This is a genomic window from Pseudomonas sp. BMW13 (assembly GCF_013357275.1).
Taxonomy (GTDB): Bacteria; Pseudomonadota; Gammaproteobacteria; order Pseudomonadales; family Pseudomonadaceae; genus Aquipseudomonas; species Aquipseudomonas khazarica.
On sequence record NZ_SUKD01000005.1, the window covers coordinates 226372 to 251982 of the forward strand.

Sequence of the window (25611 nt, forward strand, 5' to 3'; positions counted from 1 at the left end):
TGGTACAGCGAATGGATGCAGCCCCGCACCGGGGCCGCATCCGGTTGGGGACTAGAGTTCGAGGCTGACGTTGTACTCGTTCAGCCAGGTGTTGAGGCCAACCGCCAGCTCCATGCCCATGCGCTCGTACATGGGCGAGACACTGCCGAGCGGCTTGGCCAGGGTTTGCTGGATACGGCCGCTGTCGAGCAGGGGCGTTACCGGCGCGTTGCGATCTGCCTGGATGGCGGCCAGGGCATCACGCAGCGCCTGCTCGTAGGCCGGGTCCTGGGTCGAGGGGTAGGGGCTCTTGATCCGCTCGCTGATCGATTCGGGCAGCAGGTCGCGAGTCGCCGCGCGCAGGATGCTTTTCTCCCGACCGTCGAAGGCCTTCAATGCCCAGGGGATGTTGAAGGCGTACTCGACCAGGCGGTGATCGCAGAAGGGCACCCGCACCTCGAGGCCGACGGCCATGCTCATGCGGTCCTTGCGGTCGAGCAGGGTCTGCACGAAGCGGGTCAGATTGACGTAGCTCATCTGCCGCATGCGCTGGTCGACCGCACCCTCGCCGGGCAGTACCGGCGCCTCGGCGATGGCCTGGGTGTAGCTGTCGCGCAGGAAACTGTGCATGTCGAGCTGGGCCAGCAGTCCTGGATCGAACAGGGTCTTGCCGTCGAAGTACTTGCCGGTGACCGATGTCAGCCAGGGGAAGGTATCGGCCTGGATCGCCTCTGGATCGTGGAACCAGCGGTAGCCACCGAACACCTCGTCCGCGCTCTCGCCGGACAGCGCCACGGTCGAGTGCTTGCGCACTTCCTGGAACAGTCGGTAGAGCGATGGCCACATGTCGCCCCAGAAGGCCGGTGGTAGGTCAAGGGCGCGAACGATCTGCGCACGCAGCGCTGGATCGGCCAGCTCGCGGCTGTCGAGGACGATTTCCTGGTGGCTGGAGCGAATCTTCTCCACCAGGTCACGTACGAAGGGCGCATCCGGCGTGCCGCGCACGGCGTCGCCGGTGAAGCCGCTGCCGTGGTCGACGAAGTCGACAGAGAAGGAGCGGATGTTCTCCTTGCCGGCGGCCAGCAGCTTCTTCGAGGCCAGCGCGGTGATGATCGAGGAGTCGAGACCGCCGGAGAGCAAGCTGCACAGCGGCACATCGGCGACGATCTGGCGGTCGACGATGTCCTCCAGCAGATCGCGGGTATGGCGGATGGTCTCGTCCAGCGTGTGTTCGTGCTCGCGTGCTTCCAGCTTCCAGTAGTGGCGGCGACCCAGGCCCTCGCGGTTGATACGCACGATCTCGCCCGGCATCACCTCGCGCATGCCGTCGAACACGGCATGGCCTGGTGTCTTCACCATCTCCAGGATCTCGCGCAGGCCGTCTGCACGCACCTTGCGCGGCACCAGCGGGTTGGCCAGTAGCGCCTTGGGCTCGGAGCCGAACACCACCCCGTCTGCGGTGGGGAAGTAATACAGCGGTTTGACGCCCATGCGGTCGCGGATCAGCAGCAGCTCCTGCGAACGCAGGTCCCAGATGGCGAAGGCATACATGCCGTTGAGCCGCTCGACGAAAGCCTCGCCCCATTCGACATAGGCGCGCAGCACCACCTCGGTGTCGCTGCGGGTTTTGAACTGATGACCGAGTCGCTGCAGCTCGGTGCGCAGCTCGCGGAAGTTGTAGACCTCGCCGCTGTAGGTGATGGCGGCGGCCTCGCGCGGGCCACCGTGCATCGCCGTCATCGGTTGGCGCCCACCTTCCAGATCGATGATCGACAGGCGCCGATGACCCAGGCCGACCGGGCCGTCAATCCACAGCCCGCCGGCATCAGGGCCGCGCAGGGCCATGGTGTCGGTCATGCGCTGCAGGGTGTCGCGTTGCGTTTCCAGGTTCTGGCTGTAGGACAGCCATCCAGCGATTCCACACATAGTCGTTCTCCTTGTGATTGGGTTACCCGAGGCTTTCCAGGTCGCTGTCCTCGGCCAGCAGTACGCGCGTCTCGCCATGGACGTAGCGCGCCGGTGCTGGGGTTTGGGCATGGGTGTCGAGGTCGTTGAGCAGGCGCTGCAGCGCCACGGCGGTGTCGAGACCGGCGAAGGGCTGGCGGGGCGGTTCCTTGAGCGCCACGGCGCGCACCACCTGCCGGCACAGCCGCGAGAGCTTGTGCAGGGTGTCCAGGCCAGGTTCGTCGGGGGCAGTGGCGAACGCGTGCAACAGCTCCTCGGCGCCGTTGGCGCCGCGCGTCCAGATGCGCAGCTGGTCGTGGTCCCAGCGCGGTGTGTCGAACACCAGACGCGCATGGATCAGCCGGGCGTCGCGGTCGACGAAGCTGAAATCCACGGTGCGCTGACGCACGATGTTGACGAAGCTGGAGTAACCGGTGACCCGCGCTTCGCCTAGGCTGGCGGTGAGCTGCACGGTGTCGAGCACCTCCGAGCCGGAGATGGAGAAATCCGAGCGCACACCGAGCACGCCATCGAGCTGGAGCTGGCCGGCGCGCGGGCAGATCCAGCCCACCAGATCCAGGGCATGGATCACCTCGCTGGTCACGCCGCAGGTCGGGCGGTAGTCGTTGATGCGATCCTTGCCCCAGTGGAAGCTGGCACGTACTAGTTGCCAGTCATGACGCTCGACCCAGTCGCGCAACTGCCGGGTCGCGTCCGAATAGCGCTCCACGAGGTCCAGGGCAAAGCCGCCGACCTGCTCCAGTGCGGCGAGCAGCTCGTCCAGGTTGTCACCGGGCGTGACCAGCGGCTTCTCGCAGAGCACGAAGCCCCGGTAGCCGGCCAGCTGCTTGAGCACGGACGCATGGCTGTGATCGTTGACGCTGACCACCACGATGTCCGGCGCGAACACCTGTAGCGCGAGGCCGACGCTGTCGAAGTAGGGCAGTTCGGTCGTCTTCTGCCGGCGCCCGACATAGGCCAGCGACAGCGGCAGGCCGGTGCTCGTGGCGATATGCTCGAAGGCGCGACGGTAGCGGTTGCCGGCGTAGCCCAGGCCGATGATCAGGATTTTCATGCCGAGGCCTCCTGACGGATCAGCAGGCGTTCGTCGCTGACGGCGAAGCCCAGGTTCTGGTACAGAGTGCCGGCAGCCGCGGTGCTCTGCAGCACCACGCAGCCGACGCCGCGGTTGGCGAACCAGCGCAGCAGGTGCTGCATCAGCTGCCGTGCGATGCCGCGGCCTCGCCACTGCGGCTCGACCACCACCGACTGCACCCAGCCGGACAGGCCGTTGAGGCAGCCCGGTGCCGGCGCGCGCTGGTCGATGATGGCGGTCGCGCAACCCAGCACCTGGCCGGATTCCCTGTGTTCGGCGGCAAGGACCTGGACGCAGTCGCTCTCGCTCAGGCGGCTGCTCAGCCAGGTGCGGTAGGCCGCCCGCCAGCGCGCCGCGTCCTCCGGCGTCTTACTCGAATAGCTGGCGGCGGTGCCGTCCAACAGATACGCGCGCAGCTCCACCAGGCTGGGCAGGTCGGCCAAGGTCGCTGGGCGCACGGTGAGGAAGGACTGTTCCATCTCAGGCCACCTCCGCAACAAACACCTCGGACGCCAGCGGGATGCTGAAGTGGTCGAAGGTCTCGCGCAGCGACAGCGCCAGGTGCTCGATCTGCGTGTCGCTGTGGTTCGGCGTGGCGTTGACGCGGAAGCGCTCCGTCCCTACCGGCACTGATGGATAGTTGATTGGCTGCAGATACACGCCATGGTTATGCAGCAAGCGTTCGGCCGCTGCCTTGCAGCGCTTGGCTTCACCTACCAGCACCGGCAGCACGTGGGTCTGTGAGCAGGGCATCACCGGTACGTCATGGTGCTTGAGGCGCTCGCGCAGCTTGGCGGTCTGGGCATGCAGGCGATCGCGCTCGGCGCGGCTGGCCCTGAGGTGTTCGACGCTGGCCAGACAGCCTGCGGTAATTGCCGGCGGCAGCGAGGTGGTGAAGATGAAGCCGGTGGCGAAGGAGCGCACTGCATCGACGATCACCTGGGTCGATGCAATGTAGCCGCCGATCACACCGATGGCCTTGGCCATGGTGCCCTGGATGATGTCCACCTGATCAGCCACGCCCAGCTCGGCGGCGATACCGGCGCCGCGCGGGCCATACATGCCAACCGCATGCACCTCGTCGAGGTAGGTGAGGGCGTTGTAGCGCTTGGCGATCGCAACGATTTCAGCGATTGGGGCAATATCCCCATCCATCGAGTAGATCGACTCGAACACCACGATCTTCGGCTGACCCAGCGGGTAGCTGGCGAGGATCTGCTCGAGGTGCGCAACATCGTTGTGGCGGAAGATCTTGCGCTCGTTGGGCGTGGAGCGAATGCCGTTGACGATGGAGGCGTGGTTCAGCTCATCGCTGATCACCACGCAGTCGGGGATGCGCCGCAGCAGGCACTGGAGGGTGGCATCATTGGAGCCAAAGCCGGTGGGGAAAACCAGCGCCGCCTCCTTGCCGTGCCAGTCGGCCAGGCTAGCTTCCAGACTGGAATACACCTCGTGCGAGCCGCCGATATTGCGCGATCCGCCGGAGCCCGCTCCGTAGGTCTCCAACGCATCGTGCATCTGTTCGCGCACTGCAGGATGTTGCGACATCCCGAGGTAGTCGTTGCTGCACCAGACCACCACCGGTTCCTGCTCGGGACCATCCAGCTTGGCCAGAGGATACTGGCCGCAGATGCGGCTGAGGGTGGTAAAGGTGCGGTACTGGTTGGAGGACTTCAATGTCTCCAGTTGTTCCCGAAGAAGTGCTTGGTACATCCGTTTATCTCCTTAGCGAGTTGATGACACGTCTCTGTGTGGTTCCTCATCAAGCGAGAGCCCTGGCACGGGTAATTGCGGCCAGGTCGGGCTATTCTTCTCGGGATTTATAGGGGTTACAATTTGACTGTTTATCCTAGTACTGGAGGTAACCGGATGAGCGCGCCTCGCACAGCTGAACGCACTCGGGTAGAGCTGGCCGAATTCCTGCGTAGTCGCCGCGAACGAATTTCGCCGGCGGAGGTGGGGCTGCCTTCAGGTGGCCGTAGACGCACGCCTGGGCTGCGCCGCGAGGAAGTCGCGGCCCTGGCCGGGGTGGGTTTGTCCTGGTACACATGGTTGGAGCAGGGGCGGGACATCAGCGTGTCCGCGACCTTCCTCGACAACCTTTCGCGCACGCTCAAACTGGATGCCACCGAGCGTCGCCACCTGTTCCTGCTCGCTCATCAGCGCCTGCCACCGGAGCCGGGGAAGACCTGGTGCACGGTGCCGGCGCTGGTTCACCGACTGATGGCCGATCTACCTTTGCGTCCGGCCTATGTGCTCAACCTGCGCTGGGACGTACTGGCCTGGAACGCCGCGGCGGATCGGGTGTTCGGCTTCTCCGCGCTGCCGGCGGACCGCCGCAACCTGCTGTGGATGCTGTTTACCAGCTCGACAATGCGCGAGCTGTTCAACCCTTGGGATGAGCAGGCGCTGCAGATACTCTCCAGTTTCCGCCGTGACTTCGTGAGGGCGGCCCAGGATCCGGATATCGCTGCGTTGGTGAAGGACCTGGAGAAGGCCTCGCCGGACTTCAGGGACTGGTGGCGGCAGCAAGACATCCACGGCCCGTGCCAGGGGATCCGCCACCTGCACATCGAAGCGGTCGGCCAGGTGGTGTTCGAGCACACCACGCTGACCATCGACGAGGATCGCCACCTGCGGCTGGTCTATTACGCGGCCAAGGAGGGCATGCCGCAGAGCCGCGACTTCGAGCTGTGGTTGCAGCAGGAACCGGCGCTGGTATAAGCCCCGGCGCCGATTGCTCAACCAATCGACGGCCCGCGCTGGCGACCCAGTTGCCAGGAGACGCTGTTGCCCTGGATCAGCGCCGACACGCTCTGCCCGAGCTTCTGCTCGATCACCGGCTTCCACGGCACCAGGCTGAAACCGACGCCATCGTCGAGCAGGGCATAACGGCCGCTGGCCAGTTGCACGCTGCGTCGGTAGATCCCATTGACGCGCTGGCCATCGACTGCCGGGCGGTACTGCAGGCCCGTCTGCGCCGAGATCTCGCGCGCTACCGCGGTCAGCTCCCTTCCGCGCAAGGTGGCCAGCAGGTTGCGTGCGAGCACCACGCGTTGGCCCAGGCGTTCGGCCAGCCCCTGTTCCACCAGGAAGTCGGCACGCTGTCGCAACGCTTCGCGCACCTCCTTGCCGAAGCCCTTGTCGACCAGCTCGCGGTTGTCGCCGATCAGCTGTTGGTCCAGCCAGGTCGCGCCGACGGCGCGTACCTGCTGCTCGAGGGGCAGCGGTGTGCGCAGCTCGACGGCGACATCGCCCAGGCGGCGAGCATCATGCTGCCGGCCTTGCTCGGGCAGGTCGGCCGGCACCCGCCAGACACCCTCGGCCAACCGCTCGACGATACCGGCCCGGTGCAGGGCTTCGAGGCGGCGCACATGACGCTCGATCAGTGCATCAGGATCATGTCCGTCGCTCGACTGCGAGCGTGCCAGGGCCAGGTGATGATCGGTTCGATAAAGGCCGTCCGCAGCCAGCGAAGCAATCGAGCGATCCACCGCGCGCGGCTTGCTCAGACTGCGTGTTTCCACCAGGCCGCCGATGGGGTAGTCGGCCAGCTCCGCACGGGTAGGCAGGGCCAGGTAATGCGCCTTGCCGTCGAGGCCGTCGACCACTAGATAGCCGCGGTCGTTTAGCTCGTCGGCCAGGCCCTTGGATACGATCCTACCGACCACAACAGAACCATCCTTGCCCGGCTCGAAGACCGCCAGCTCGCGCTGCAGGCTACCCATGGCCCGTTGCATCGTACGCACGATATCGCCGCGCTCGCCCATGGCGCGCAGGGTCGCCTCGACGTCGTCATGCAGGAGCCAATGCCCAGGTCGAACTTCATGGGCCAGTTCAAGCTTCTGCAGATGCTGCAAGCGGCCGATCAGCAGTTGCCGACGTGGATGGTTTGCAAGTGTTTTCAGGCTCAGGCCGCCGGCCAGGCGTTCGCGCAGCAGGTTGCGATCCAGGCTGGTGAAACGCTCCTGCTGCACCTCGCGCTGTAGGCTCTGCTGGATCTCCAGCTCGGTGCGCGGCCCCAGCCATTCGGTGGCCAGATCCGAGGCGCGGTTGCGCATGCCCTCGGCGATGTAGTCGCGGGCGATCACCAGATCCTTGCCGGTGTCGTCCTTGCCGCGCAGGACGATATGGGTGTGCGGGTTGTCGGTGTTCCAGTGGTCGACCGCCACCCAGTCGAGGCGGGTGCTGAGGTCGGCCTCCATCCGGATCATCAGGTGGCGGGTGTAGGTGCGTAGGTCGTCGAGCGGTTCGGCATCCTCGGGCGAGACGATAAAGCGAAACTGGTGGCGGTCGTCCCGGCCACGTTCCTCGAACGCATTGAGGTCCGCCTGGTCGGTCAGTGGCCCGTAGGCCTGACCCGGATCACCCTCGCGACTGACGCCGTCGCGCTCGATATAGCGCAGGTGGCTGAGCGTCGAGCGCTTGCCGGCCTGGCGCAGGTTCACCAGGCGCGCCTTGATGGTGACGCGACGGGCGTTGGACGGCAGTTGCTGCGCGCTGAAACGAGCGGCGACATGCCCGCGGCCGAGGCGGGCGCCGGGCTGCTGGCCCGCCTTGCGCGGCTTTCCGGTGCCGGCCTTGTTGGCCTGACGCAGCACCTGGTTGACGAAGGGTTGGCCGCGTTGCTGCGGTTTGCCCGGCTGCGGGCGAAAGCGCAATTCGTCATCCGGACGGCTTCCCTTGCTCATGTTTGGACTCCTCCAAGTTGATCGCAGTACGGCGTGTCAGGCACGCTTTTAAGCCAGTGTCGCTGTGGGGCGAACACGATTTCGGCACCTGGCGACGTAGGCTCTGTGTCGCCGCCAACCCCCGTGCAGACTGCTTTCCAGGCCAACGAAGTGCCGCCCCCTTTTATCTTGCCCTCCGCTTTTTCCGTGCCTTTGCGCTCTTGGCATGGGTAATCAGGGGAGGCGGGACTGCGATTTCCAAAGCTCCTGGCTGGCAGGCGAGGGCAGAGGTATCTGCAGCCAGGCGGCCCGCGACCGCGCACGTCGAGTGCATGCAGTCGGCATGCGGGCCGACAGGGAAACGGCCAGCTCATCGACGCGACTCCAGCCACAAGGGCTGCGCCCGACCAATCACCGCGTCGGCAGACACCGGGCCGAAGTAGCGGCTGTCGAACGACGCCGGGTTGCTGCTGCTGAGCAGGAACAGCTCATTGCCAACCAGGCGCTGACAGGCCTGCCAGGTTGGCAGCGCGCGGCCCTGTCGATCCCACCTCAAGCGCCTGGCAACAACGACGCCATCGATAAGCACCTGGCTGTCCACCACGCACACCCGCTGTGGCGTCATCGCCGCCACGGTTTTCAGCAACGGCACGTCCGCCGGCAGGTAGCCGCGCTGCGCCGCCAGCGACCTCACCTCCGGCGGTAGGTGAACCAGCACCAGGTCGCCAGGCGCCCACGAGTTGACCGGCGAAATGCGGTACCAGCCAACGGGCACGCTGTCGGACGCGTTGTAGACCAGCCGTGGTGGCGACGTCGCAATTGCTGCCCAACCCAGGGCAAACAAACTGCCGGCGAGCAGCGCCAATGGCCACCGCACGCCGCGAGCACCTAACGTCATGACGTGGCCTCCGGAAACTGTCGCTCCAGCACTGCGCGCAGCATCTCCGCCATCGTCATGCCACGCTCGAAGGCCGCCAGCTTGATGCGCGTGCGCAGTGCCGGCGTCACGTCCAGCGTCAGCCGGGCGCTGTAGCGCTCGGCCTTGCCGCTGTCGAGGGCGGCGCCCTGGCGTATCCAGGCTTCGGCCTGCGGGTCGGCCAGTGGGCGTGCACCGATACCGATGCGCTTGCCGCTCATGGCGACCACCTCAGCAGCTCATCGACCAGGCTGCTGACCTCGCGCGCAGCGGCGCTGTCCGGCGCCAGTTCGCGGGCCAGGCGACCGGCTGCCACGCTCTCGGCGAAGACGATGCGCTGGCGAACCTCTGCCTGCAGCGCCGGTAGTGGTTGGTCGGCCAAGGCGCCGCGCGCTTCCCGGCCAATCACCGTGGTACTGACGCGGCGGTTGATAGCGAACGCCGCGCGCAGCGTCGGCCTGAACACCTGCGCCTCGCGGATCAGGTTGACCATCTCCGCGCTGGCCCACAGGTCGTAGGGGCTGGGCTGTACCGGGATCAATACGCGATCCGCCGCCAGCAACGCCGAGCGGGCGAGGGCGGCAATACGCGGTGGCCCGTCGATGATCACGTGATCGGCGCGACGAGCCAGCTCCGGGGCTTCCTGGTGCAGTGTCTCGCGCGCCAGGCCGACAGCACTGAACAATCTCGGCAAACCTTGCTGGCTGCGCCGTTGCGTCCAGTCCAGCGCCGAGCCCTGTGGGTCGGCATCGAGTAGGATGACGTTCTGCCCGCGTAGGGCCAACTCGCCAGCGATATGGGTGGCCAGGGTGGTCTTGCCGACTCCGCCTTTCTGGTTGAGCAGGGCGACGATCATGGCCAGATCTCCCCGACCAAACTGCCCCGTTCAGCACCTGTCCACACAGCGGCGCTGCCCCAATAACAAGTTAGAGCTTTTAAGTTAGTTAAGTTAAGGGGAGCTGAAAGGCCCGCCAGTCGTAGCCTGCAGAGGAGTTCGTGCGCCTGATAGCACGATGGTGATGCGCCTGATAGCACGAGCCCGGTTGCGCCTGATAGCACGACTGCATTCACAGCTTGTCCGCAAGTTATCCCCGTGCCGTCTACGGCACGCGCCGGAAGGCGAGCAACTCGGTCGATGGGGGCAGGTGAACGACCTCCAGGTGATACCCCGGAAGTGGTTGTCGGGCCACCAGAGCACGCACATCCAAAGCAAAGTCCGAATAGCGCGCCGAGCTGCCCGATTTTCGGTACAGATGGCGAAAGTCGAACTGCCAGCCGTCCTCCTGCTTGCCGCCGTGCTTGCGCACTAGGCGATACAGCCAGCGCTCGATGCCGCCGGTGAGACGGAAGTAGGCCGGGTCGATGGTCAGCACCAGGGCCTGATCCAGCACCCCGCTGTAGAACCAGTCCGGCAGGATCAGCTCGATGCCCAGTGGCCGGCCATCCACCGCGGCCAGTTCCTTCCACTCGTTGATCCAGGAGAAACGATGCAGGCGCCGGCCGGTGGTCTCGCGGATCGAGGTGGCCACGCTGGTCGACTGTAGCCGGTCCAGCGCCGCCTTCAGGCGCTGGTAGTCGCGCAGCGAGGTGCCACGGCCGATGAAGCGCAGGATCTGGAAAGGCGTTGCACGCATCAGGCGCGAAGTGGGGATGCCCGCATCGCGCGCCTCGACAAGCTGGCTGGCCGCCCAGATCAGGATGTCGGCATCCCAGATTGTGGCGATACCATGCTCCAGCGTGCCCTCCACACGCACCGTCACCTCGCCCGAGCGAAAGTCGATCGGCACGGTGCGCCGTGACTTGGCTAGCGAGAAGAACGGATGCGCCATCAGATCCTGGGCGTCGCGTGGCGCCATATTCCCCGGCAGGGCGCGGAACAGATCCAGTTGCTCGCTCTGCGAAGTCAAATCGAGATGCCGACAATTCATAGCCGAAGGTTTCACTGATCATCACGCTGCGCTCCCGGGTGGCGGTCGATGTACTCAGGATCGAAGGTGGTCTCGAAGCTGCGCTCACCGGCCCAGGACTCGAGATCGGCGAGCGCGTACATCACCCGCCGGCCAAACTTGTGAAAGCGCGGCCCGCCGCCGATCACCCGCTGCTTTTCCAGCGTGCGCGGCGACAGCCGCAGGAAGGCCGCGGCTTCGTTGTTGGTGAGGTAGCGAGGGGCAGGGCAGGCCTGTGGTGCTTGGGCCTCGCCAGCGCCCTCAACGGGCCGCATGGCATGTGCTGTTGGCCCAGCCTTGCGGTGCAGCGGGGCATCGAGATCGATGCGACGCAGCTGACGTGAAAGATTGGTTGAGTGCGACATGGTGTGTCCTCCGTTGACGTGGGAGGTGCACCGTGCGGCAGCCGTCGCGCTCGATCATGTCGGGTTGGGTCTGGGCGAATGCGCAGGCAGGAGGGAGGAGGATTGATACCGGGAAGGTCTGGACGCTGACCGTGTACGCTCATTTACGCGCATCACCGGCCATGGTGCTCAAGCACGCCAAGCTTCGCGCGTGCAGCCTACGGATTTACGGGTCTACGGCTTTCCACAAAACCGGAAAACCGCATCGGCGGATTCCCGTAAATCCGTAAAAGCGTAAATCCGCTTCCCCACAGATCCGTAAATCCGCGGTTACGGTCTTACGGATTTGGGCAAAACCGTAAGACCGTAACGGTCTCAATCAACTAGCGGCACAACGTGGTTGTTCCAGGCTGATCGCCGGGGCGCGCACCCGTGCATCAGCCTTGCGGGTGGGGGGGCGGGTGGCCAGGAGGACAGGGGCGCAAAAAACAAGGCACCGGGTCGCACCGGTGCCTTCCGCTCGGCCTAGCGATTCCAGAACACGTGTACCTGCTCGAAGCCGGTCTCCAGGGTGAACACGTCGCCGCTGTACTCCATGTCGCGGGCCATGGCGCGATAGTCGATGTACATAGCCAGGTGGGGTGGAATGCTGCTGGTTTCCTCGGTCAGCTCCTGGGCGTAGTCGGCCAGCGAGTTGTAGCAGCCACAATAGTCCTCCTTGGCCGCCTTGCGCGCCTGCTCCAGGTCATTGAAGTGAGAGAGCAGGGCGCCGCCGAACTCGGGGTACTCCTCGATGAAACACGCGATCCCATGGGCGCTATCGAGGCCCTCGTATTCGCCGAGGCGGTAGCCGTCGAAGCCCTCGAAGTCGTGAATGGCATACTCCTCTGCAGTATCGACCGGCGAGGCCGCCAGCATGGCGTCGACCTGCTCCTGGATGTCGTCCGGCTCCAGGGTGGCATCGATCCAGACGCCATGCAGGTGACCAGCGTTGTAGGCGGCCAGATCGGCAACGTAGATCCTGATTTCTTCGCTCATGGCTTTCGCTCCTTCGTCTTCAGGGTTCTGCGCTTGCGCTGCGCATGAACCCCTGCCGACTAGGGCGACTAAGGCGGTCGTGAAAAAATCAGGAAAAATCGCGGAGGCTCCACCCAGCGAAGCGGCCAGGTGGAAACCGTCTATTTTTCTTGATTTTGAGGGGGCAAGAACCCCTATTACGAATCGAGTGGTATTTACTTGGTGTGATTGATATAAAGTATGGCTGCGTATAGTTTGAAGGGCTCCCGAGTGGAGGTTGGTCGTGAGGATTACCGACTTTGAGCGGTTGGTTAGAGTACTTAAGATATTTAAATGTGTTCGTTGAGTGCTACATTGCGGTCAGCGAATCTATTGAGGGTTTGGAGAATAAGAATCCTTGCATGTAGCGTATGCCTAACTCAGTAAGTGCATCTCTTTCGCCCGCGGTTTCAATGCCTTCAGCAATTATACGAATGTTCAGTCGGTCCGCCACAAGAGAGATTCCAGCGACTATTGCCTGGCGGACTGGATCTTTGTCTATCTGTCGGGTTAGAGCCATGTCAAGCTTAAGGATGTGAGGCTGAAAGGTCGCAAGTAAGTTTAATCCTGAGTGGCCCGCGCCAAAGTCATCGATTGCTGTTGTAAATCCTTGTCGGCTATACTCTGAAAAAATTCTTTTTAGATGGTCGACGTGATGAATCTGTTCGCCTTCAGTGACCTCGAACATCAACCTTTCTTTAGGGAAATCGAACTGGTTCGCTGCTTGTAGTGTTGCGCGAATACAGGTTTCTGCTCTATATACCGCATTGGGTAGGAAGTTAATGCTCAGCAGGCAGTCTGGTATTTCCTGTAATTTAAGTCTCGACGCTTGCTCTATTGCTTTGACTCTGCATGCCTGATCAAAGTGGTATCGATTTGATTCGTTGATTTTGCCAAGTATCTCTAAGGCGGATTCGCCATTTACTCCTCTAACTAGAGCTTCATATGCAAAGGGGCGATGCTCTTTGGTGTCGACGATAAGTTGAAAAGCCATCTGGAATTCGAAGCCAAGCGCTGCAGGATTGCGGCATTCTTTACAGCCAATAGGTTGAAATGGCTTAGGGAAGACACTTATATCTAAGTCGCTCATATCATATCCCTTAGGTGCTCACGGCTAGCATGCAGCGTAGCTCATCGGTAAGCATTTTCAACGACTCAGTCCAGAATTTTTCCGCTTCAAAGGTGGGTGGATTTCCTTGTGTCTTGTACCCCGGAAGCGTAATTTCCCTTGTGGTGGCAGCGGGTTCAGCAGCAGTCCTGTTTAGGTGAAGTGAGTAGAGAGTATGGCGTTGCTAGGGGCGGAGAGAGCAGCGGTTTGCACCAAACCTTAGAACATCATGAACCGTAGTCGAGGTTTGCTAAGAGTTGGTTCTATCTTGTCAGTACTTGCTTTAACGTTACTGGTGCATTGCCTGATATGGCTTTTGTTAATAGACTTTTTAGAAAAGATTTGTGTTGTTTCTAGTTTGTGAGTTTTTATTTTTATGTGTGGTGCACGCATTTCTGTGTGATCTGTTTTTTCGAGAGCGGAGGCGGTTAAGTAGAAACTGTCACTGGTATTTTAGTTGTCTTTAAATGGGAGGCGTAAGCTAAATACTGTTTCTTGAACATTACTTTTGATTTTTACCTCGCTCATGTGCGCATGCATGACTGAACGAACTATCGCCAGTCCAAGGCCGCCGGAGTCATCAGGTTGATGACGTGAGGCATAGCAGTGGTAGAAGCGCTCGAAAAGGTTAGGTAGGTGCCCAGCCTCTATCGGAGTGCCATGATTATGGAGCCAGAGGCTCATACTGTTCGGGTTGATTTCTGTGCTGACGACTACGGGGCTGTTGCTTGCTTCATAGCGAAGTGCGTTGATTATAAGGTTTGCTCGCGCCCTGCGTAGTGGCTCTGGCGCTGCGTCCAGCTGCCCATGGCATTGGTTTATCAACCAGATTCCACGGTCTTGGGCCATGCCTTTGAAGTGTTCGCACAACTGCTCGGCAAGAGTATATAGGTCAATTTTTCTCGTTTTATTTTTGCTTGAGGCTGCTCGCATCTGGTAAGGAATAGCATGCTATCTATCATTCGAGCTAGTCTCTCGTACTTCTCTAGATTGGAGAGCAGCAGGTTCTGGTAGTCCTCGCAGATCCGGGGCTGACCAAGCAGTTACTGCGTCTGACCCATCAAGTTGCTCAGTGGCGTGCGCATCTCATGAGCTACCACATTCCGCTGTTTCTCAGCCCCTACGGTTTTTCGACCTATCGCGGTAACTGATTGGGCTCAAGTGCTGCCCTTAGGTCGTGCGGTGATCTTTGGGCGCCTTGACTGCCGTGGAAGTCGTGTTGCTCGTTGCTTGGGGGCGTGAGTTGTCCTCGTGGTTTGAAAATGAGACAGGAGGGCGGCGCTTGCTGGCGAGAGTCTTCCCGCTAGGCGGAGCGTTCGCCTGAGGGCGACTGTCGTCTGTACATCGCTCAAATAATCCTATTCAAGACCTGTACAAGGTGTATGATTTGTATATATTTTGATTGCCCGTGATCGCTAGCTTCTCCGGCCGGCAAGGTTGCTTGTGGTCACAGCTGATCAGTTCCCGGCCACGTGAGAGGCGTTATCGGTCTGCGACATGAATCCAGGCACGCCTATTTTTTAAATGCAATGTGATTGTCAGTGCTTATGGTCACAAGTGGCTCACTAGCTGGAATTTTGTTTCTAGTGACTCTGAGAGTTGGTTGTGAATTGAATTTTTTTCATTTTGCTACGATGCGATGTGTCAAGATGGAGTTAAAGCTACGCTGTAAATTATACGTTTGAGTGATGTTGATTTGCATCGAGCAACTTTCTACCGTGCTTGTAAAACTTGTCTGGGCGCTACTGGTGATTATTGGGCGTTTTCAAGTGTTAAGCTGGCCGGGTGCTTTGAGTGTTTAAATAGGGCTCTGTATATCAAGGCATTTGGCAGTGTTTTACAGTAAAGGGGTGGGTTATGTTTTTCAAGCGTCTTAAATTAGAGAATCATACCCTCAGGGAGGAGCTCTCCGTCATTGAGCAGGTTCGTGATAGCTTAGATGAAGAGATGCTCGGTCTGACCTTGGATGCACTCGGCAACATTAAGGTGGTGAATAAGAATTTTCTGGATGAGATGAAATATTCTGCTAACCAGCTTGTTGGTAAGTCCTTGCTGGATTTTATTCCAGATCGTGTCCGTGGGCTTGAATTCTATCATCGAGTAAGTCAAGCGATTAAGTGTGGTGAACATTTGGCAGGTGTTATACGCCTTCGACGTGGTGATGGCCAGGAGGCCTGGTTGCGTTCAATACTGCAACCTTTGCGAGGCAAGAGCAGTAATCTGTTAGGGTTTTCTATCTATGCCAGTGATCTGACGCGGACAATTGAGGCATCTCGTGAGCATGAGAATCTCATCAAGGCGCTACAATGCTCTACGGCTGTGATTGAATTTAATTTAGATGGTGAGATAATAACAGCTAACCAGCGCTTTCTTGATGCTGTTGGATATGGTTTGGAGCAAATCCGTGGAAAGCATCATCGTATATTCTGCGATTCAACTGAGTCAGGGTCTTCGGAATACAAAGCTTTCTGGGAGCGGCTGCGTGCGGGGCAGTTTGTAGCTGGTCGTTTTCGGCGTTTGGATAGTCGTGGGCATGAGATATGGTTGGAGGCCTCTTATAATCCTGTTAGTAATGCCGATGGCCAGCTTTATAAGGTGGTTAAGTTTGCGACAGATATTACCGGTCAAGTGAATCGAGAAAGGGAAGTTGCTGAGGCTGCTAAGGTTGCCTTCGAAACCTCGAAAAGCACTGATGCTAGTTCTCGCAAGGCGGCGCAGGCAGTTCGGGATATGCTGAGTGCAATGCAGGAATTGGCCGATCATATGCTTGCAGCAAATCAAGGAATAGAAGCGCTGAACAAACAGTCCCAGCTGATCAGTGATATCGTAAAAAATATTAGCGGCATTGCCAATCAGACCAATCTTCTGGCGCTCAACGCAGCAATTGAAGCTGCTCGCTCTGGTGAGTATGGTCGTGGTTTTGCGGTGGTTGCTGATGAGGTTCGTCAGTTGGCTTTACGTACTAGTGGAGCGACTGATGAAATTAATACAGTCGTTGGGCAAAATCAGCAGCTAACTGGAAATGCTGTCGAGATAATTGAACGCAGCAAGGAACAGGCAGAGAAAGGCTTGGAACTGTCATTGCAAGTGGGGCAGATGATAGAGCAAATTCAGGATGATGCGCAGCATGTTGTTACTGCTGTAGAGCGTTTTGCTACGAGCCTGTAGTTTTTATTGGTTGACCAGCTGCTACTGCTGATGAGCTATAAAATTGTGTGTTCGTGGCTGTAATCGCTTTCTACTTATGAATTATTCTGTCTGTGATGATGTTGTCTAGTTTAATTTTCTGCCAATGGTTGTGCGCTCGCAGTCAGTGCCTAAGCTGAGTTCCTTTGGTTAGGATTTGCATGGTCTTGTGAGTAACTGGTAGGGACAGAGTCTCTTAGGTGTGCTTGCAAGAAGGATTGTAGTGGTCAACCCATCCCGGACAGTGGGTTAAGTTTTTCTTCGGCCACCGCAGGTGGTAGCCCATCGTTGTATTGATGCGGTCTGATCCAGTTGTAACGCTGCATCAGGTACTGGCTGATGTCTCGCTTGGCCTCCTGAGTCGTCAGGTAACCGGTCGATGGAATCCACTCCGACTTCAGGCTCCGGAACAGCCGCTCCATCGGCGAGTTATCCCAGCAGTTGCCTCGGCGGCTCATGCTCTGTTCCATCCGATATCGCCACAATCGCTGCCGAAACAGACGGCTGGCGTATTGGCTGCCCTGATCGGAGTGGAACAGCACCTGCTGCGGTTTTCCGCGCTGCTCATACGCCATATCGAGCGCCTTGATCACCAGTTCTGCATCCGGCTTGGTAGAAAATGCCCAGCCAATTACTCGTCGCGCATGCAGATCCAGCACCGCCGCCAAGTAATGCCAGCAGCCTTGCGCCCAGATATAGGTGATGTCGCCGCACCACACCTGATTGGGGCGTTCGGTGGTGAACTCGCGGTTCAACCGGTTCGGGATATCTGGCCGCTCAACCGTAGCCTGCTTGTAAGCGTGCGAGCCTGGCTGCTTACTAACTAGGCCCAGCTCGCGCATCAACCGACGCACGCGAAAGCGGCCAATGTTTACGCCATCCTCGCGCAGCATGCCCAGGATGCTGCGACTGCCAGCTGATCCTCGACTTTGGTTGAACAGATGATTGACCTGACTGCGCAATGCCACTCGGCGAGCATCAACACGACGGCGTCGTAGGCGATGGGCGTAGTAGCAAGACCGCACCACGTCGAACGCTGAACAGACCACTTCTACCGACTCCCGCTCACTTAACTGGTCTATCAGCGCGTACGATTGAACTCGTCCGACATCAAGAGAGCGGTAGCCTTTTTTAAAATCGTTTTCTCCCGTTCCAGTCGGTCGATCCTGGCTTCAAGCTCCTGGATTTTCTGCTGTTCGGGAGTCAGTGCTTTGCTCTTCGGAGTTACGCCCTGGCGTTCTTCTTGGAGCTGTCTTACCCATCGACGCAGAGCCGATTCAACCAGCCCCAGTGAACGGGCTGCTTCGATATGGCTATAGCCTTGGTCGAGCACCAGACTGGCGGCCTCCCGTTTGAACTCGGGCGTAAAGGAACGACGTCGCTTGGTCATCAGACACCTCTCTATGGCGAGTATTCTCGCCCTAAATGGGTGTCCGGGATTAGTAGACCACTACAGATCGAGCGCTGTAGGGGGGGGCTACAACATGAAGCGGGTCAGGAGAATCATCGGCGCCGAAGGCTTGTTGAAGGCAATGGCGGCGTAAAAGCCCTTGGCTTTTGCTGCTCCAGGTAGCGCTAAAACGCTTCATAAACGCTCCGGAGCGTTACCGGTGCTGATCGTGGCAAATGCGTGGGCAATCGACTCGCCCAAGTGCGCTGAGCTGAGGCATCCACGATACGAAAGTGTTTTTACACACTCGGGCCGGAAACGGACGCCTGCGACATGCTCCTTATGCTGGGTATTATCCACCTAAGTCAGTGTTCTCTCAGCCCAGGACAGACCAGCTTTCCTCAGCTTGGGCGACTCGCTTCAAAGCTGATGATATGATCATCCTGACTGGGTTGACGTCCGTGCTGGTAGTTACCCGACACCACCACATCCACAAAGCCCGCTTCTCGCAATGCAAATGCCAACTCATCGACGCCCCACCACCGTAAGTGGAATAGATCGAGCTCGGCACCCTGCAGGTTGCCATCTCGCCAGTGCTGATAGTGCAAGTGGGATAGGGTGGTTTGCTTGATGTAATCGATCTTGGCTCGATGGCTGGTCAACGTTAGCAGGTCACTGCCGGCAACCTCCCAGCTTCGAGCAGAGCTTCCTTCTCCGATGATGCCTTGAATTGGATCAACGTCCAGTATCAGCCGTCCACCAGGCTGCAAGTGATCCCAAAATCGCTTGAGCACGGTCATCGCCGTCGCAGTATCCGTAATCAACTGAAACGACCCAGCGGGCATGATGATTGCGGCGAAGCGATGATCGTAACTGAACTGCTCGAAAGTTTGGCAGGTCAGGGAGATGGGAAGCCGTCGATTGAGGCACTCCTGGCGACAGTATTCGAGCATGTCTTGTGAGGCGTCAAAGCCTTCTACGGCCAGGCCCAATTCAAGCAGTGGTATGAAGATGCGCCCGTTGCCAACTGCAGGTTCGAGGATCGGACCATCACACCCCATCAGACGCTGCTGGTAGTACTCCAAATCGCCGAATGAGTGGCCAATTGGCTTATCGAGGTGATATATCCAAGAGGCGAGTCGTCCGTACCTGTTTTGCATTTCTTTCCTCCCTACAAACGTGACAAGGCTACCTCATGTGGTCTGGACTTGAGTACCTTGCCAGGGAGTTCGAGCACAAAATCAATTCAGTCTTTTGCTCAGTGGTTTCTGAACAGTCATTTCTGGTGTGCCCGGCGATTCTCTGACTGTCCTTGCCGACCTTTTCTAGAGGTGCTGGGGTGTGGCTCGTGGAACCGTTGTGCCTAGTCCATCCAGACGGCATAGTAGCCGGCAGCCTCCCGTGCATCTTTGATTATTCTGGTCAGGCACTGCCCCTGGATCTTCCTCCAGGGCTGTGTGCATTCCGCCCGAATCTGCCGTTTTCGGCCCAACTTAGCGCCTCACAGGCACTTCCACGCGCAGCACGATACCGCCTGTTATCGAGTCATCTATCTCAAGTATCTGCTCGACGCACAGTCCATCCCAATCAGGGCAGACATCAAGCCTTTTTGCCTGTTTCTCCATGCCTTCTAGCGCTGCCATATAACCCATGTCCGAGGCGATATAGCACTCGCAGGTAAGGTATTCACCGGCGGGGACCCGCTTGTGTTTGGCGCTTTCTGTCACTACCGGACACCAGCTACCAAACCACTGAATGCAATCTTCCCAGGGGGCGTCGAGTAATTTCACTGGTGTCAGGATCGCCCGGCTGTAGAGCTTGTCACCCAGTCGCTCGCAGAGTTCTTCGAAACTGATATCTGGAAGCCTTTCGATGTGTAGAGCGCGCTCCTCAAGTACCTCAAGGCGACAGGGTAGGTTTTCTGCCAGTTGAATCTCTAGCGGATTTTGATTCGACGGTACACGGTGTGCCAAAGGCTCGAGCACGCTTCTAACCTGATCCAGCGTGCCGCTTTTGCCGATCACTTTGATTGCTTTGGCCGTTTGCTGTAGCTCTCTTTGCAAGGCCTTGGCCAGTGCCTGGGAGGAAGAGAAACCACAGGCCAGGGCAATATCTGTGATTTTTCTCTGTGGACTGTCCAGTAGCATGGATACGGCCCACTGCAGTTGCACGCGGCTCAGGTAGCTGCCGGGTGTTTCACTAAATACTCGGGTGAACTGCCGGTGGAAATGATACGGAGAGATGGCACTACGCCTGGCCACCTCCTGCCAGGCGAGTGCCGAACCTTGCGTCGAGTGTATGAGCTGCAATGCGGTCTCAAATCGTTTGCGCTGGTGGGGCGGTAGGTTTTTCAGCAGCGCATGTTCCGGCGCCAACATGTGAGGGGTATTACGCATCTGCTCTTGCTCCATGAGCTAGGACTTGTCTGTAGCTGCTATGTGCGGGGCTTGGAAAGTGGCAACATCGCGCTGCCCCTGTCGATAGATTCTGGTTTTTTGAGCCGATAGCTGATGCCGAGCAAAATCGGGACCAGAATCAAGGTAATGGCGGTGGCAAACAGCTCGCCAAACACCAGCGATACTGCCGCAGGCTTCAGGTACTGAGCTTGCTCACTGCTCTCGCTGATCAACGGCAATAGACCGCATACAGTCGTTACAGTAGTGAGAAAAATGGCGCGAAAGCGACTACTAGCACTGCTGATCAATGCCTCTCGCAGGCCCAAACCTGTGCGGATGTTCTGGTTGAAATGGGTGATCAGTACCAGTGAATCGTTTACCACGATTCCGGTCAGGGCCAGCATTCCAAACATTGATAGAAGGCTGATCGGTAACCCCATGAGCCCATGGCCAAAAATCGCCCCTGCGAAACCGAAGGGGATCACTGCCATTATGAGTAGCGGCTGCCAGTATGACTTGAGCGGGATCGCCAGGAGTGAGTAGATAAGAAGTAGAGTCAGCAGCATGGCCTGCTTGAAACCATCCTGTACCTCGTCGATTTCTTCGAACTCTCCGGCAGCTCTGATCGTGACTGCGGGGTAGCGCGCTTCGACTGTGGCAATTTCGTCCTGCAGTTGTTCCAGTGTGTGCTCCGGTGCCTGAATGTCGCGGTCCTGTCGCCAATACAGATTGACCACCTGTTCACGGTTACGTCGGTACAAGATTTCAGGCTCGCGTTCGATGTGTAGCTCTGCCACATCGCCGAGCGCTACTGTTTGGCCGTTGTTCAGGAACACGGGGGTGTTGAGCAACTGCTCCTTGTTACGACGTGCGCTAGCGGGATAGCGCAAGATCAGCTTCGTTTCCTGTCCATTCTCAAGCATGCGGTGAATTTCGCGTTGGCCGAAGGCTTCTCCAGCCAATTGTGCTAAGTGGTATTGGCTGAGGCCCACTTGGCGGCCAAACTCGTTGAGCTTGAGGCTGATCTGGGGCTGTCCGCCTTGGCCGTCGTCATACACGTCGCTTACGCCGGGAAGCCCGGCAAGCGTGTTCGTCAGCGCTTGGCTGGCATCGCGGGCCAGGCCTCGGTCCAAGGCTGCAATAGCTAGTCGACTGCCGCCCGTAGGCGATTCCGCAGAAGCAAAACTCACGGCGTACGCGCCTTCCAGGGGACCCGTCCGTTCGCGCCAGCGCTTAAGCAGGGTATTGCTGGGGAGTTGACGCAGGGCTTCTTGGCTGAGTTCGGCGGTTACCTCGATCTCGCCATAGCCATCAGAGTGGCTCAGCAGGTTGATCAGCAGTGGCTGTTTCAGCGCATATTCTCGCATCAACGTGCTGGAAGTCTGTTCGGCACTCTGGGTTAGCTGTTCCAGTACTCTGGCTTGCAACGCCAAAGGGGCTCCGTCCTGTAGGTCGACTTTTGCGGTGATGTAGCGCCCGGGGATTTCGGGGAAAATCGCGCTGCGGATTGCGCCGCTGCTCCAGAGTCCGTACGCAAGCAGGATAAAAGCGGCGAAACCGAGCAGGGTGGCGGCGCTGTGCTCGAGCGCCGCACTCAGAAGTGGTCGATACACTTTGTTGATGAACCACTGCAGGCCGCTTTGGGCACCATGCTGCAGGCGACTCAGACCCAGGGGCATTCGTATCTCGTTGCCGCACAAATGTGCCGGCAGGATCAGTTTGCTTTCCAGCAGGGAGAACATCAGTGCGAAGATCACAACGGCGGAGAAACCTGCCAGCACTTTGGCCAGCTCATTGTTGATCCACAGCATGGGTGAGAATGCGGCAATGCTGGTCAGCACCCCAAAGACGGTTGCGACGGAAACCCTATTTACGCCTTGCAAGGCAGCTTCGGCCGGAGGGCGCCCAGCGCGCCGCTGAGCATAGATGCTCTCGCCGACGACGACGGCGTCATCGACCAGAATGCCCAGCACGAGTATGAAACCGAACAAGGTAATATCGTTCACGCTGTACTCGAAAACCTGCATCGCGGCGAGGGTGCCGGCCAGGGCCAGGGGGATGCCCGCGGCGACCCAGAATGCCAGTTTCAGCTCGAGGAACAGCCCCAGCAGCACGATAACAATCAACAGCCCCTGCCATGCGCTGTTACCCAACAGTCCAAGCTGTTCGCGGATATACGGCGCCATGTCCGCCATAGTTGTCAGGGTGATATCCGCTGGTAGCAAACGTTGCTGGCGGGCCAGAGTTTCTGCGATGGCTTCGCTGACCAGCAGCAGGTTGTCTTCCCTGGCGGTGCTGACTAATAGGGCGATGGCAGTCTGGCCGTTGTTTCGGACGATCGCTCCGTCGTCTTGGAACTCGCGTTTGATGCTAGCGACATCGCCCAGAGTCACTGTGCCTTGAGCGTTATTGAGCAGGGCAATGCTGCTGAGCGGCTGCAGACCATCGGCGTAGCCGTCGCCACGCAGTAGCAGGCGCCCAGCGGCGTTTTTCATCTCGCCGCTGCGGGTTTCCAGAGAGTTGCGTGCCACCGCGTCGGCAACCTGCTCCAGGTTCATGCCGGTGCTTTGCAGCTTGTCGAGGTCAGGTTCGATGACCAGTAGCGCTCGACGACTGCCCAGGTTGGCTACCTTGGCGATACGTGGGTGCTGTTTGAGGGCCAGCTCGACCTGCCTGGCAATGGGTTGCAGCATGCTGTTGTCATGCGGGCCAGATACGATGACAAAGGCGGCCAGGTTGGTGAACTCCTCGCGGGTTATCTGCGGTTTCTCCGCTTGTTGTGGCATTCCCTCTATCGCGTTGACCTGATTGCGTACCTCTTCGACCAGCTTGTCCAAGTCGGCCGCTGCTGTCTTGCGTACTCTTACGCTGGACATGCCGGCACTGGACTGACTGAGGATCTGCTTGATCCCACCGATACCGCTGATCGCCGATTCGACGCGTTGGGTTACGCTCTGATCGATCTGCGCCGCAGTGCCGCCTGGGTAGGCAATGTTGACCACCAGGCTGCTAGGGGCAATCTGCGGGAACGACTCAATCCGCAGTTGCGTCAGCGACAACAAGCCAGCAGCCAGGATCGTTATCATCAGCAGATTGGCCGCGACGGGGTTAGCAATGAACCAGCGGTTCAGGTAGTTCATAACTCTGCCTCAATCGGCGTCACTACTTGCCCAGGCAGCATGGAGTGCAGTGGATAAAGCACCACTTGGCGCGGCTCGCTTGGTGATTCGTTGAAGATTACCCAGACGCTGGCTTCTGTATGCTGCAGCCGCCGAACATGCTCTTTGACCAGTCGAGCCTCTTGCACCGTCCAGACTTCGTCGTCGCGGGTGAGCGCGCTCAGGGGCAGTTGCATGGCATCTTGCTGTTCGGTCAGACGCAGATGCACCTTGACGTGCTGGTTGGGCAGCAGGCGCGGTATGCGCTGGTAGGGGGTATCGACCCGCAGCACGATTTCTCTTTGGCGGGTAACCTCATTGGCCAGTGGCGCGAGGTAGCGCAAGCTGGCTGGCCAGCGTTGCTGCTGACGGTCCTCCAAGCTGATTTTGGCCTTGCCCAACTCGCCAGATAAGCGTTGCCATTGGTTGTCGCTGATCGGCAGTTTGACGTCCAGGCTATCGCTGGCGGCAATCTCGAACAGTACCTGGCCCTGTTCAACATGTTGCGCAGGGCTGGCCTGCCGCTGAAAAATCACTGCGTCGTACGGCGCTCGGATCTGTGTATCCGTCAGCATTTTTTCGACACTTGTGACCGTGGCGCGGGCCTTGCTAAGCGCGAGTCGCGCCGCAGCAACTTGCGGCTCGCGGCGACCGAAGGCAGTGTTTTGCTCGCCGCGTAGCATTTTCAGCGCAACGGCTTGTTCAAGCTGGGTGCGTGTTAGTTGCAGTTTGGCCTCAGCCACATCACTTTTGGCTTGCGCCAGTTGGGCCTCCAGCACGGTGGTATCGAGGCTGGCCAGCAACTGATCCTTGTGCACAATGGTGCCCGGCTCCAGGCTGTCGTCGAGCCAGTGCAGCTGCGCGCCGCTGCGAGCCCTGAGTTCAGCCTGCCAGCGTGCTGATGTTGTGCCCAGCACGGTAAGTGTCGGAGCGAACGCTTGTGCGTATACCGTCACTACTGTCACCGGCGCAGGATCAGCAACGAGCGGCTTGGTCGTAACCGGCGCAGGTTCGGTAATGATCACCAGAGTAATGGCCACAAGCAGCAGGCCAATGCCGCCAACTATGGGCAGGGTGCGTCGCATCCTTGAATTACGCTGCATTGAGTCGCCCGTGGATATCGCGCAGACGCGAGAGGGTTTGCAATGTGATCGGTAAGAGCAGTGCCGCTTCTACGAACTCCAGTGAATAGGTCACCACTGCAAACAGTTGGCCTGCACTCGGTGTATTTAGCTGAGTGGTCAACAGCAGGTTGGTCAGCACAAAGGCGAACAGCACCATGAAGACGATGCCGTAGAGCGCGGCCTCGGTATCGGAGAGCTTGACTTCACGCGCCTTTAGCTTTCTCAGATGCGTATACAGGCCGCTAGGAGGGAGGGAACTGAGTACGTTGACCTGACGCTCAACCTGACTGTTTAGGCGTGCATTCAGCCTTACGAAGGACTGGTGAAACAGGGCATAGATCGTGAGCATCAGTAGCCCAGCCCCTCCAGCGCTCATCGCAAGCCAAGGGCTGAAACTGGCAAGCACGATCAATGTAACCAGCAACTGAATGATGGCGGTGAGCAGTGGCGGCAGGTCGTGCTCGAGGAAGTCGACGAGCTCGCGGGACATACTCAAACGAGCACTGCGCGTACTCACCGGGCGGCTGCGCAGGCGACTATCGGTATCCAAACCCACTTTTACGCGAATGTCGCCATAGATACGGGTGTCGTAAATGCGCCGTGCCACTGCCACGATGACCAAGGCAGTCAACACGCCGGCGAGTATCAGTACATCCTGATACTGATTGTTCATCAGACTGTCGATCGAATAGCCGATAAAGAGCGGCAGCAAAGCCATAAGGAGATTTTCAGCTATTACCAAAAGCCAGGTAACACTGATCTTGTGCTTGTGCCCGACAACAATCTTCGCCAGGGAAATCGTTTGCAAAGCGCTCACGCTATGGCCTCTGAATTGGATCAGAGGCGATTGTCGCGCTGCTCGTACTTGAAAAAGTGTCTCAGCTTGCTGTCTCTGCACTGGGGGGAGTGGTGGGTCTAGGAATCGGTCTCCCTGTCGCACGCCTGTCAGGCCGGAGTTGCAGGCATGATGGCGAGCAGGATTAGTGGCTGGATATGAAGCGCGCAGGCTGAAAGCCTTCGCCAGCGAGCCGGCAGGATAAACACTGTACTAGTGTGCAGTTTCCGTTGACCACAACAGGGAGTGCTCTGGGGCAGAACCCGAAGCGAGCTGTGGCTCTTCCGCAACATTTTGTACGCCTCATCCCTTTGGTCAGGCAATGGGCAGTTCGCTCCAATACCACCTAGTATCAAAGCAATTCCTGCTTTTTAGGATCGTCCATTGGACTTGCCCCTATCAAACCGGACACCGACACCCCGTTAGGTTGATGCCTCAGCCGAGCGTCTGAACTCCCGAGGTG

Annotated in this window: 22 protein-coding genes; 3 read left to right on the plus strand and 19 right to left on the minus strand. The window is 59.1% G+C overall.

The genetic code is table 11. The annotated features are described in order from the left end of the window. Positions 1-51: 51 nt before the first annotated feature. The 4 genes from asnB to hemA are packed head-to-tail and all read right to left on the minus strand — an operon-like array spanning position 52 to position 4732. On the minus strand, positions 52-1905 hold the full coding sequence (gene asnB, locus E4487_RS06185) for an asparagine synthase (glutamine-hydrolyzing) (RefSeq protein ID WP_175252938.1): 1854 nt from the start codon (positions 1903-1905) through the stop codon (positions 52-54). Between the two features lie 22 nt (positions 1906-1927). Further along, positions 1928-2998 carry a Gfo/Idh/MocA family oxidoreductase gene (locus tag E4487_RS06190; protein ID WP_175252939.1) on the minus strand — a complete coding sequence of 357 codons (1071 nt, stop codon included), beginning with the start codon at positions 2996-2998 and terminating at the stop codon, positions 1928-1930. Next, positions 2995-3498 carry a GNAT family N-acetyltransferase gene (locus E4487_RS06195; RefSeq protein ID WP_175252940.1) on the minus strand — a complete coding sequence of 168 codons (504 nt, stop codon included), beginning with the start codon at positions 3496-3498 and terminating at the stop codon, positions 2995-2997. The genes E4487_RS06190 and E4487_RS06195 overlap by 4 nt, the downstream gene beginning before the upstream one ends. A 1-nt stretch (position 3499) precedes the next feature. Then, on the minus strand, positions 3500-4732 hold the full coding sequence (gene hemA / locus E4487_RS06200; protein ID WP_175252941.1) for a 5-aminolevulinate synthase: 1233 nt from the start codon (positions 4730-4732) through the stop codon (positions 3500-3502). 156 nt (positions 4733-4888) lie between these two features. Between hemA and E4487_RS06205 the strand changes: the two genes are divergently transcribed. Then, on the plus strand, positions 4889-5743 hold the full coding sequence (locus tag E4487_RS06205; RefSeq protein WP_175252942.1) for a helix-turn-helix transcriptional regulator: 855 nt from the start codon (positions 4889-4891) through the stop codon (positions 5741-5743). A gap of 17 nt (positions 5744-5760) precedes the next feature. Here the strand turns inward: E4487_RS06205 and E4487_RS06210 are convergent, their stop codons facing one another. The 9 genes from E4487_RS06210 to E4487_RS24480 form a co-directional block, all read right to left on the minus strand. Continuing rightward, complete coding sequence (locus E4487_RS06210; RefSeq protein WP_175252943.1) at positions 5761-7710, minus strand: relaxase/mobilization nuclease and DUF3363 domain-containing protein; 1950 nt, start codon at positions 7708-7710, stop codon at positions 5761-5763. A gap of 349 nt (positions 7711-8059) precedes the next feature. Next, entirely contained in the window at positions 8060-8587 is a 528-nt protein-coding gene (locus E4487_RS06215) for a S26 family signal peptidase (protein WP_152488981.1), read from the minus strand. Further along, a complete protein-coding gene (locus E4487_RS06220; RefSeq protein WP_175252944.1) occupies positions 8584-8826 on the minus strand; it encodes a hypothetical protein in 243 nt (80 codons plus the stop codon). Before E4487_RS06220 ends, E4487_RS06215 begins: the two co-directional genes overlap by 4 nt. Next, positions 8823-9461, minus strand: a complete 639-nt coding sequence (gene parA, locus E4487_RS06225; protein ID WP_074915915.1) for a ParA family partition ATPase — start codon at positions 9459-9461, stop codon at positions 8823-8825. Before parA ends, E4487_RS06220 begins: the two co-directional genes overlap by 4 nt. 244 nt (positions 9462-9705) lie before the next feature. Continuing rightward, entirely contained in the window at positions 9706-10533 is an 828-nt protein-coding gene (locus tag E4487_RS06230) for a replication initiator protein A (RefSeq protein WP_047588140.1), read from the minus strand. Positions 10534-10544: 11 nt separating this feature from the next. Continuing rightward, positions 10545-10916 carry an AlpA family transcriptional regulator gene (locus tag E4487_RS06235; protein WP_047588142.1) on the minus strand — a complete coding sequence of 124 codons (372 nt, stop codon included), beginning with the start codon at positions 10914-10916 and terminating at the stop codon, positions 10545-10547. A gap of 504 nt (positions 10917-11420) precedes the next feature. Next, positions 11421-11933, minus strand: coding sequence for an antirestriction protein ArdA (locus tag E4487_RS06240; RefSeq protein WP_175252945.1), 513 nt, complete (start codon positions 11931-11933; stop codon positions 11421-11423). Between the two features lie 328 nt (positions 11934-12261). Continuing rightward, on the minus strand, positions 12262-13041 hold the full coding sequence (locus E4487_RS06245; protein ID WP_175252946.1) for an EAL domain-containing protein: 780 nt from the start codon (positions 13039-13041) through the stop codon (positions 12262-12264). A gap of 471 nt (positions 13042-13512) precedes the next feature. Next, the gene (locus E4487_RS24480) at positions 13513-13992 is read right to left on the minus strand and encodes an ATP-binding protein (protein ID WP_306669865.1); all 480 of its coding nucleotides are present in this window, start codon (positions 13990-13992) and stop codon (positions 13513-13515) included. A 155-nt stretch (positions 13993-14147) separates the two neighbouring features. Here E4487_RS24480 and E4487_RS06255 point away from each other — a divergent pair, with 155 nt between their 5' ends. Together E4487_RS06255 and E4487_RS06260 are read left to right on the plus strand one after the other, a co-directional pair. Continuing rightward, positions 14148-14210, plus strand: coding sequence for a hydroxyisourate hydrolase (locus E4487_RS06255; protein ID WP_175252958.1), 63 nt, complete (start codon positions 14148-14150; stop codon positions 14208-14210). Positions 14211-14916: 706 nt separating this feature from the next. After that, positions 14917-16227 (plus strand): PAS domain-containing methyl-accepting chemotaxis protein, encoded by a 1311-nt coding sequence (locus E4487_RS06260; RefSeq protein ID WP_175252947.1) that lies wholly within the window; start codon positions 14917-14919, stop codon positions 16225-16227. Between the two features lie 245 nt (positions 16228-16472). Here the strand turns inward: E4487_RS06260 and E4487_RS06265 are convergent. The 6 genes from E4487_RS06265 to E4487_RS06290 all read right to left on the minus strand — a co-directional run bounded on the left by E4487_RS06265 (position 16473) and on the right by E4487_RS06290 (position 25130). Next, positions 16473-17635, minus strand: a protein-coding gene (locus E4487_RS06265; protein WP_175252948.1) for an IS3 family transposase whose coding sequence is annotated in 2 segments (ribosomal slippage) — positions 16473-17380 and positions 17380-17635 — 1164 coding nt in all. Because the reading frame shifts where the segments join, the coding sequence is not laid out codon by codon here. A 401-nt stretch (positions 17636-18036) separates the two neighbouring features. Then, positions 18037-18795, minus strand: coding sequence for a bifunctional 2-polyprenyl-6-hydroxyphenol methylase/3-demethylubiquinol 3-O-methyltransferase UbiG (locus tag E4487_RS06270; RefSeq protein ID WP_175252949.1), 759 nt, complete (start codon positions 18793-18795; stop codon positions 18037-18039). Positions 18796-19128: 333 nt separating this feature from the next. Next, complete coding sequence (locus E4487_RS06275) at positions 19129-20031, minus strand: helix-turn-helix transcriptional regulator (RefSeq protein ID WP_175252950.1); 903 nt, start codon at positions 20029-20031, stop codon at positions 19129-19131. A 38-nt stretch (positions 20032-20069) separates the two neighbouring features. Then, positions 20070-23171, minus strand: a complete 3102-nt coding sequence (locus E4487_RS06280; RefSeq protein ID WP_175252951.1) for an efflux RND transporter permease subunit — start codon at positions 23169-23171, stop codon at positions 20070-20072. Beyond that, positions 23168-24274 carry an efflux RND transporter periplasmic adaptor subunit gene (locus tag E4487_RS06285; protein ID WP_175252952.1) on the minus strand — a complete coding sequence of 369 codons (1107 nt, stop codon included), beginning with the start codon at positions 24272-24274 and terminating at the stop codon, positions 23168-23170. Before E4487_RS06285 ends, E4487_RS06280 begins: the two co-directional genes overlap by 4 nt. A 7-nt stretch (positions 24275-24281) precedes the next feature. Beyond that, a complete protein-coding gene (locus E4487_RS06290; RefSeq protein WP_175252953.1) occupies positions 24282-25130 on the minus strand; it encodes an ABC transporter six-transmembrane domain-containing protein in 849 nt (282 codons plus the stop codon). Positions 25131-25611 lie beyond the last annotated feature (481 nt).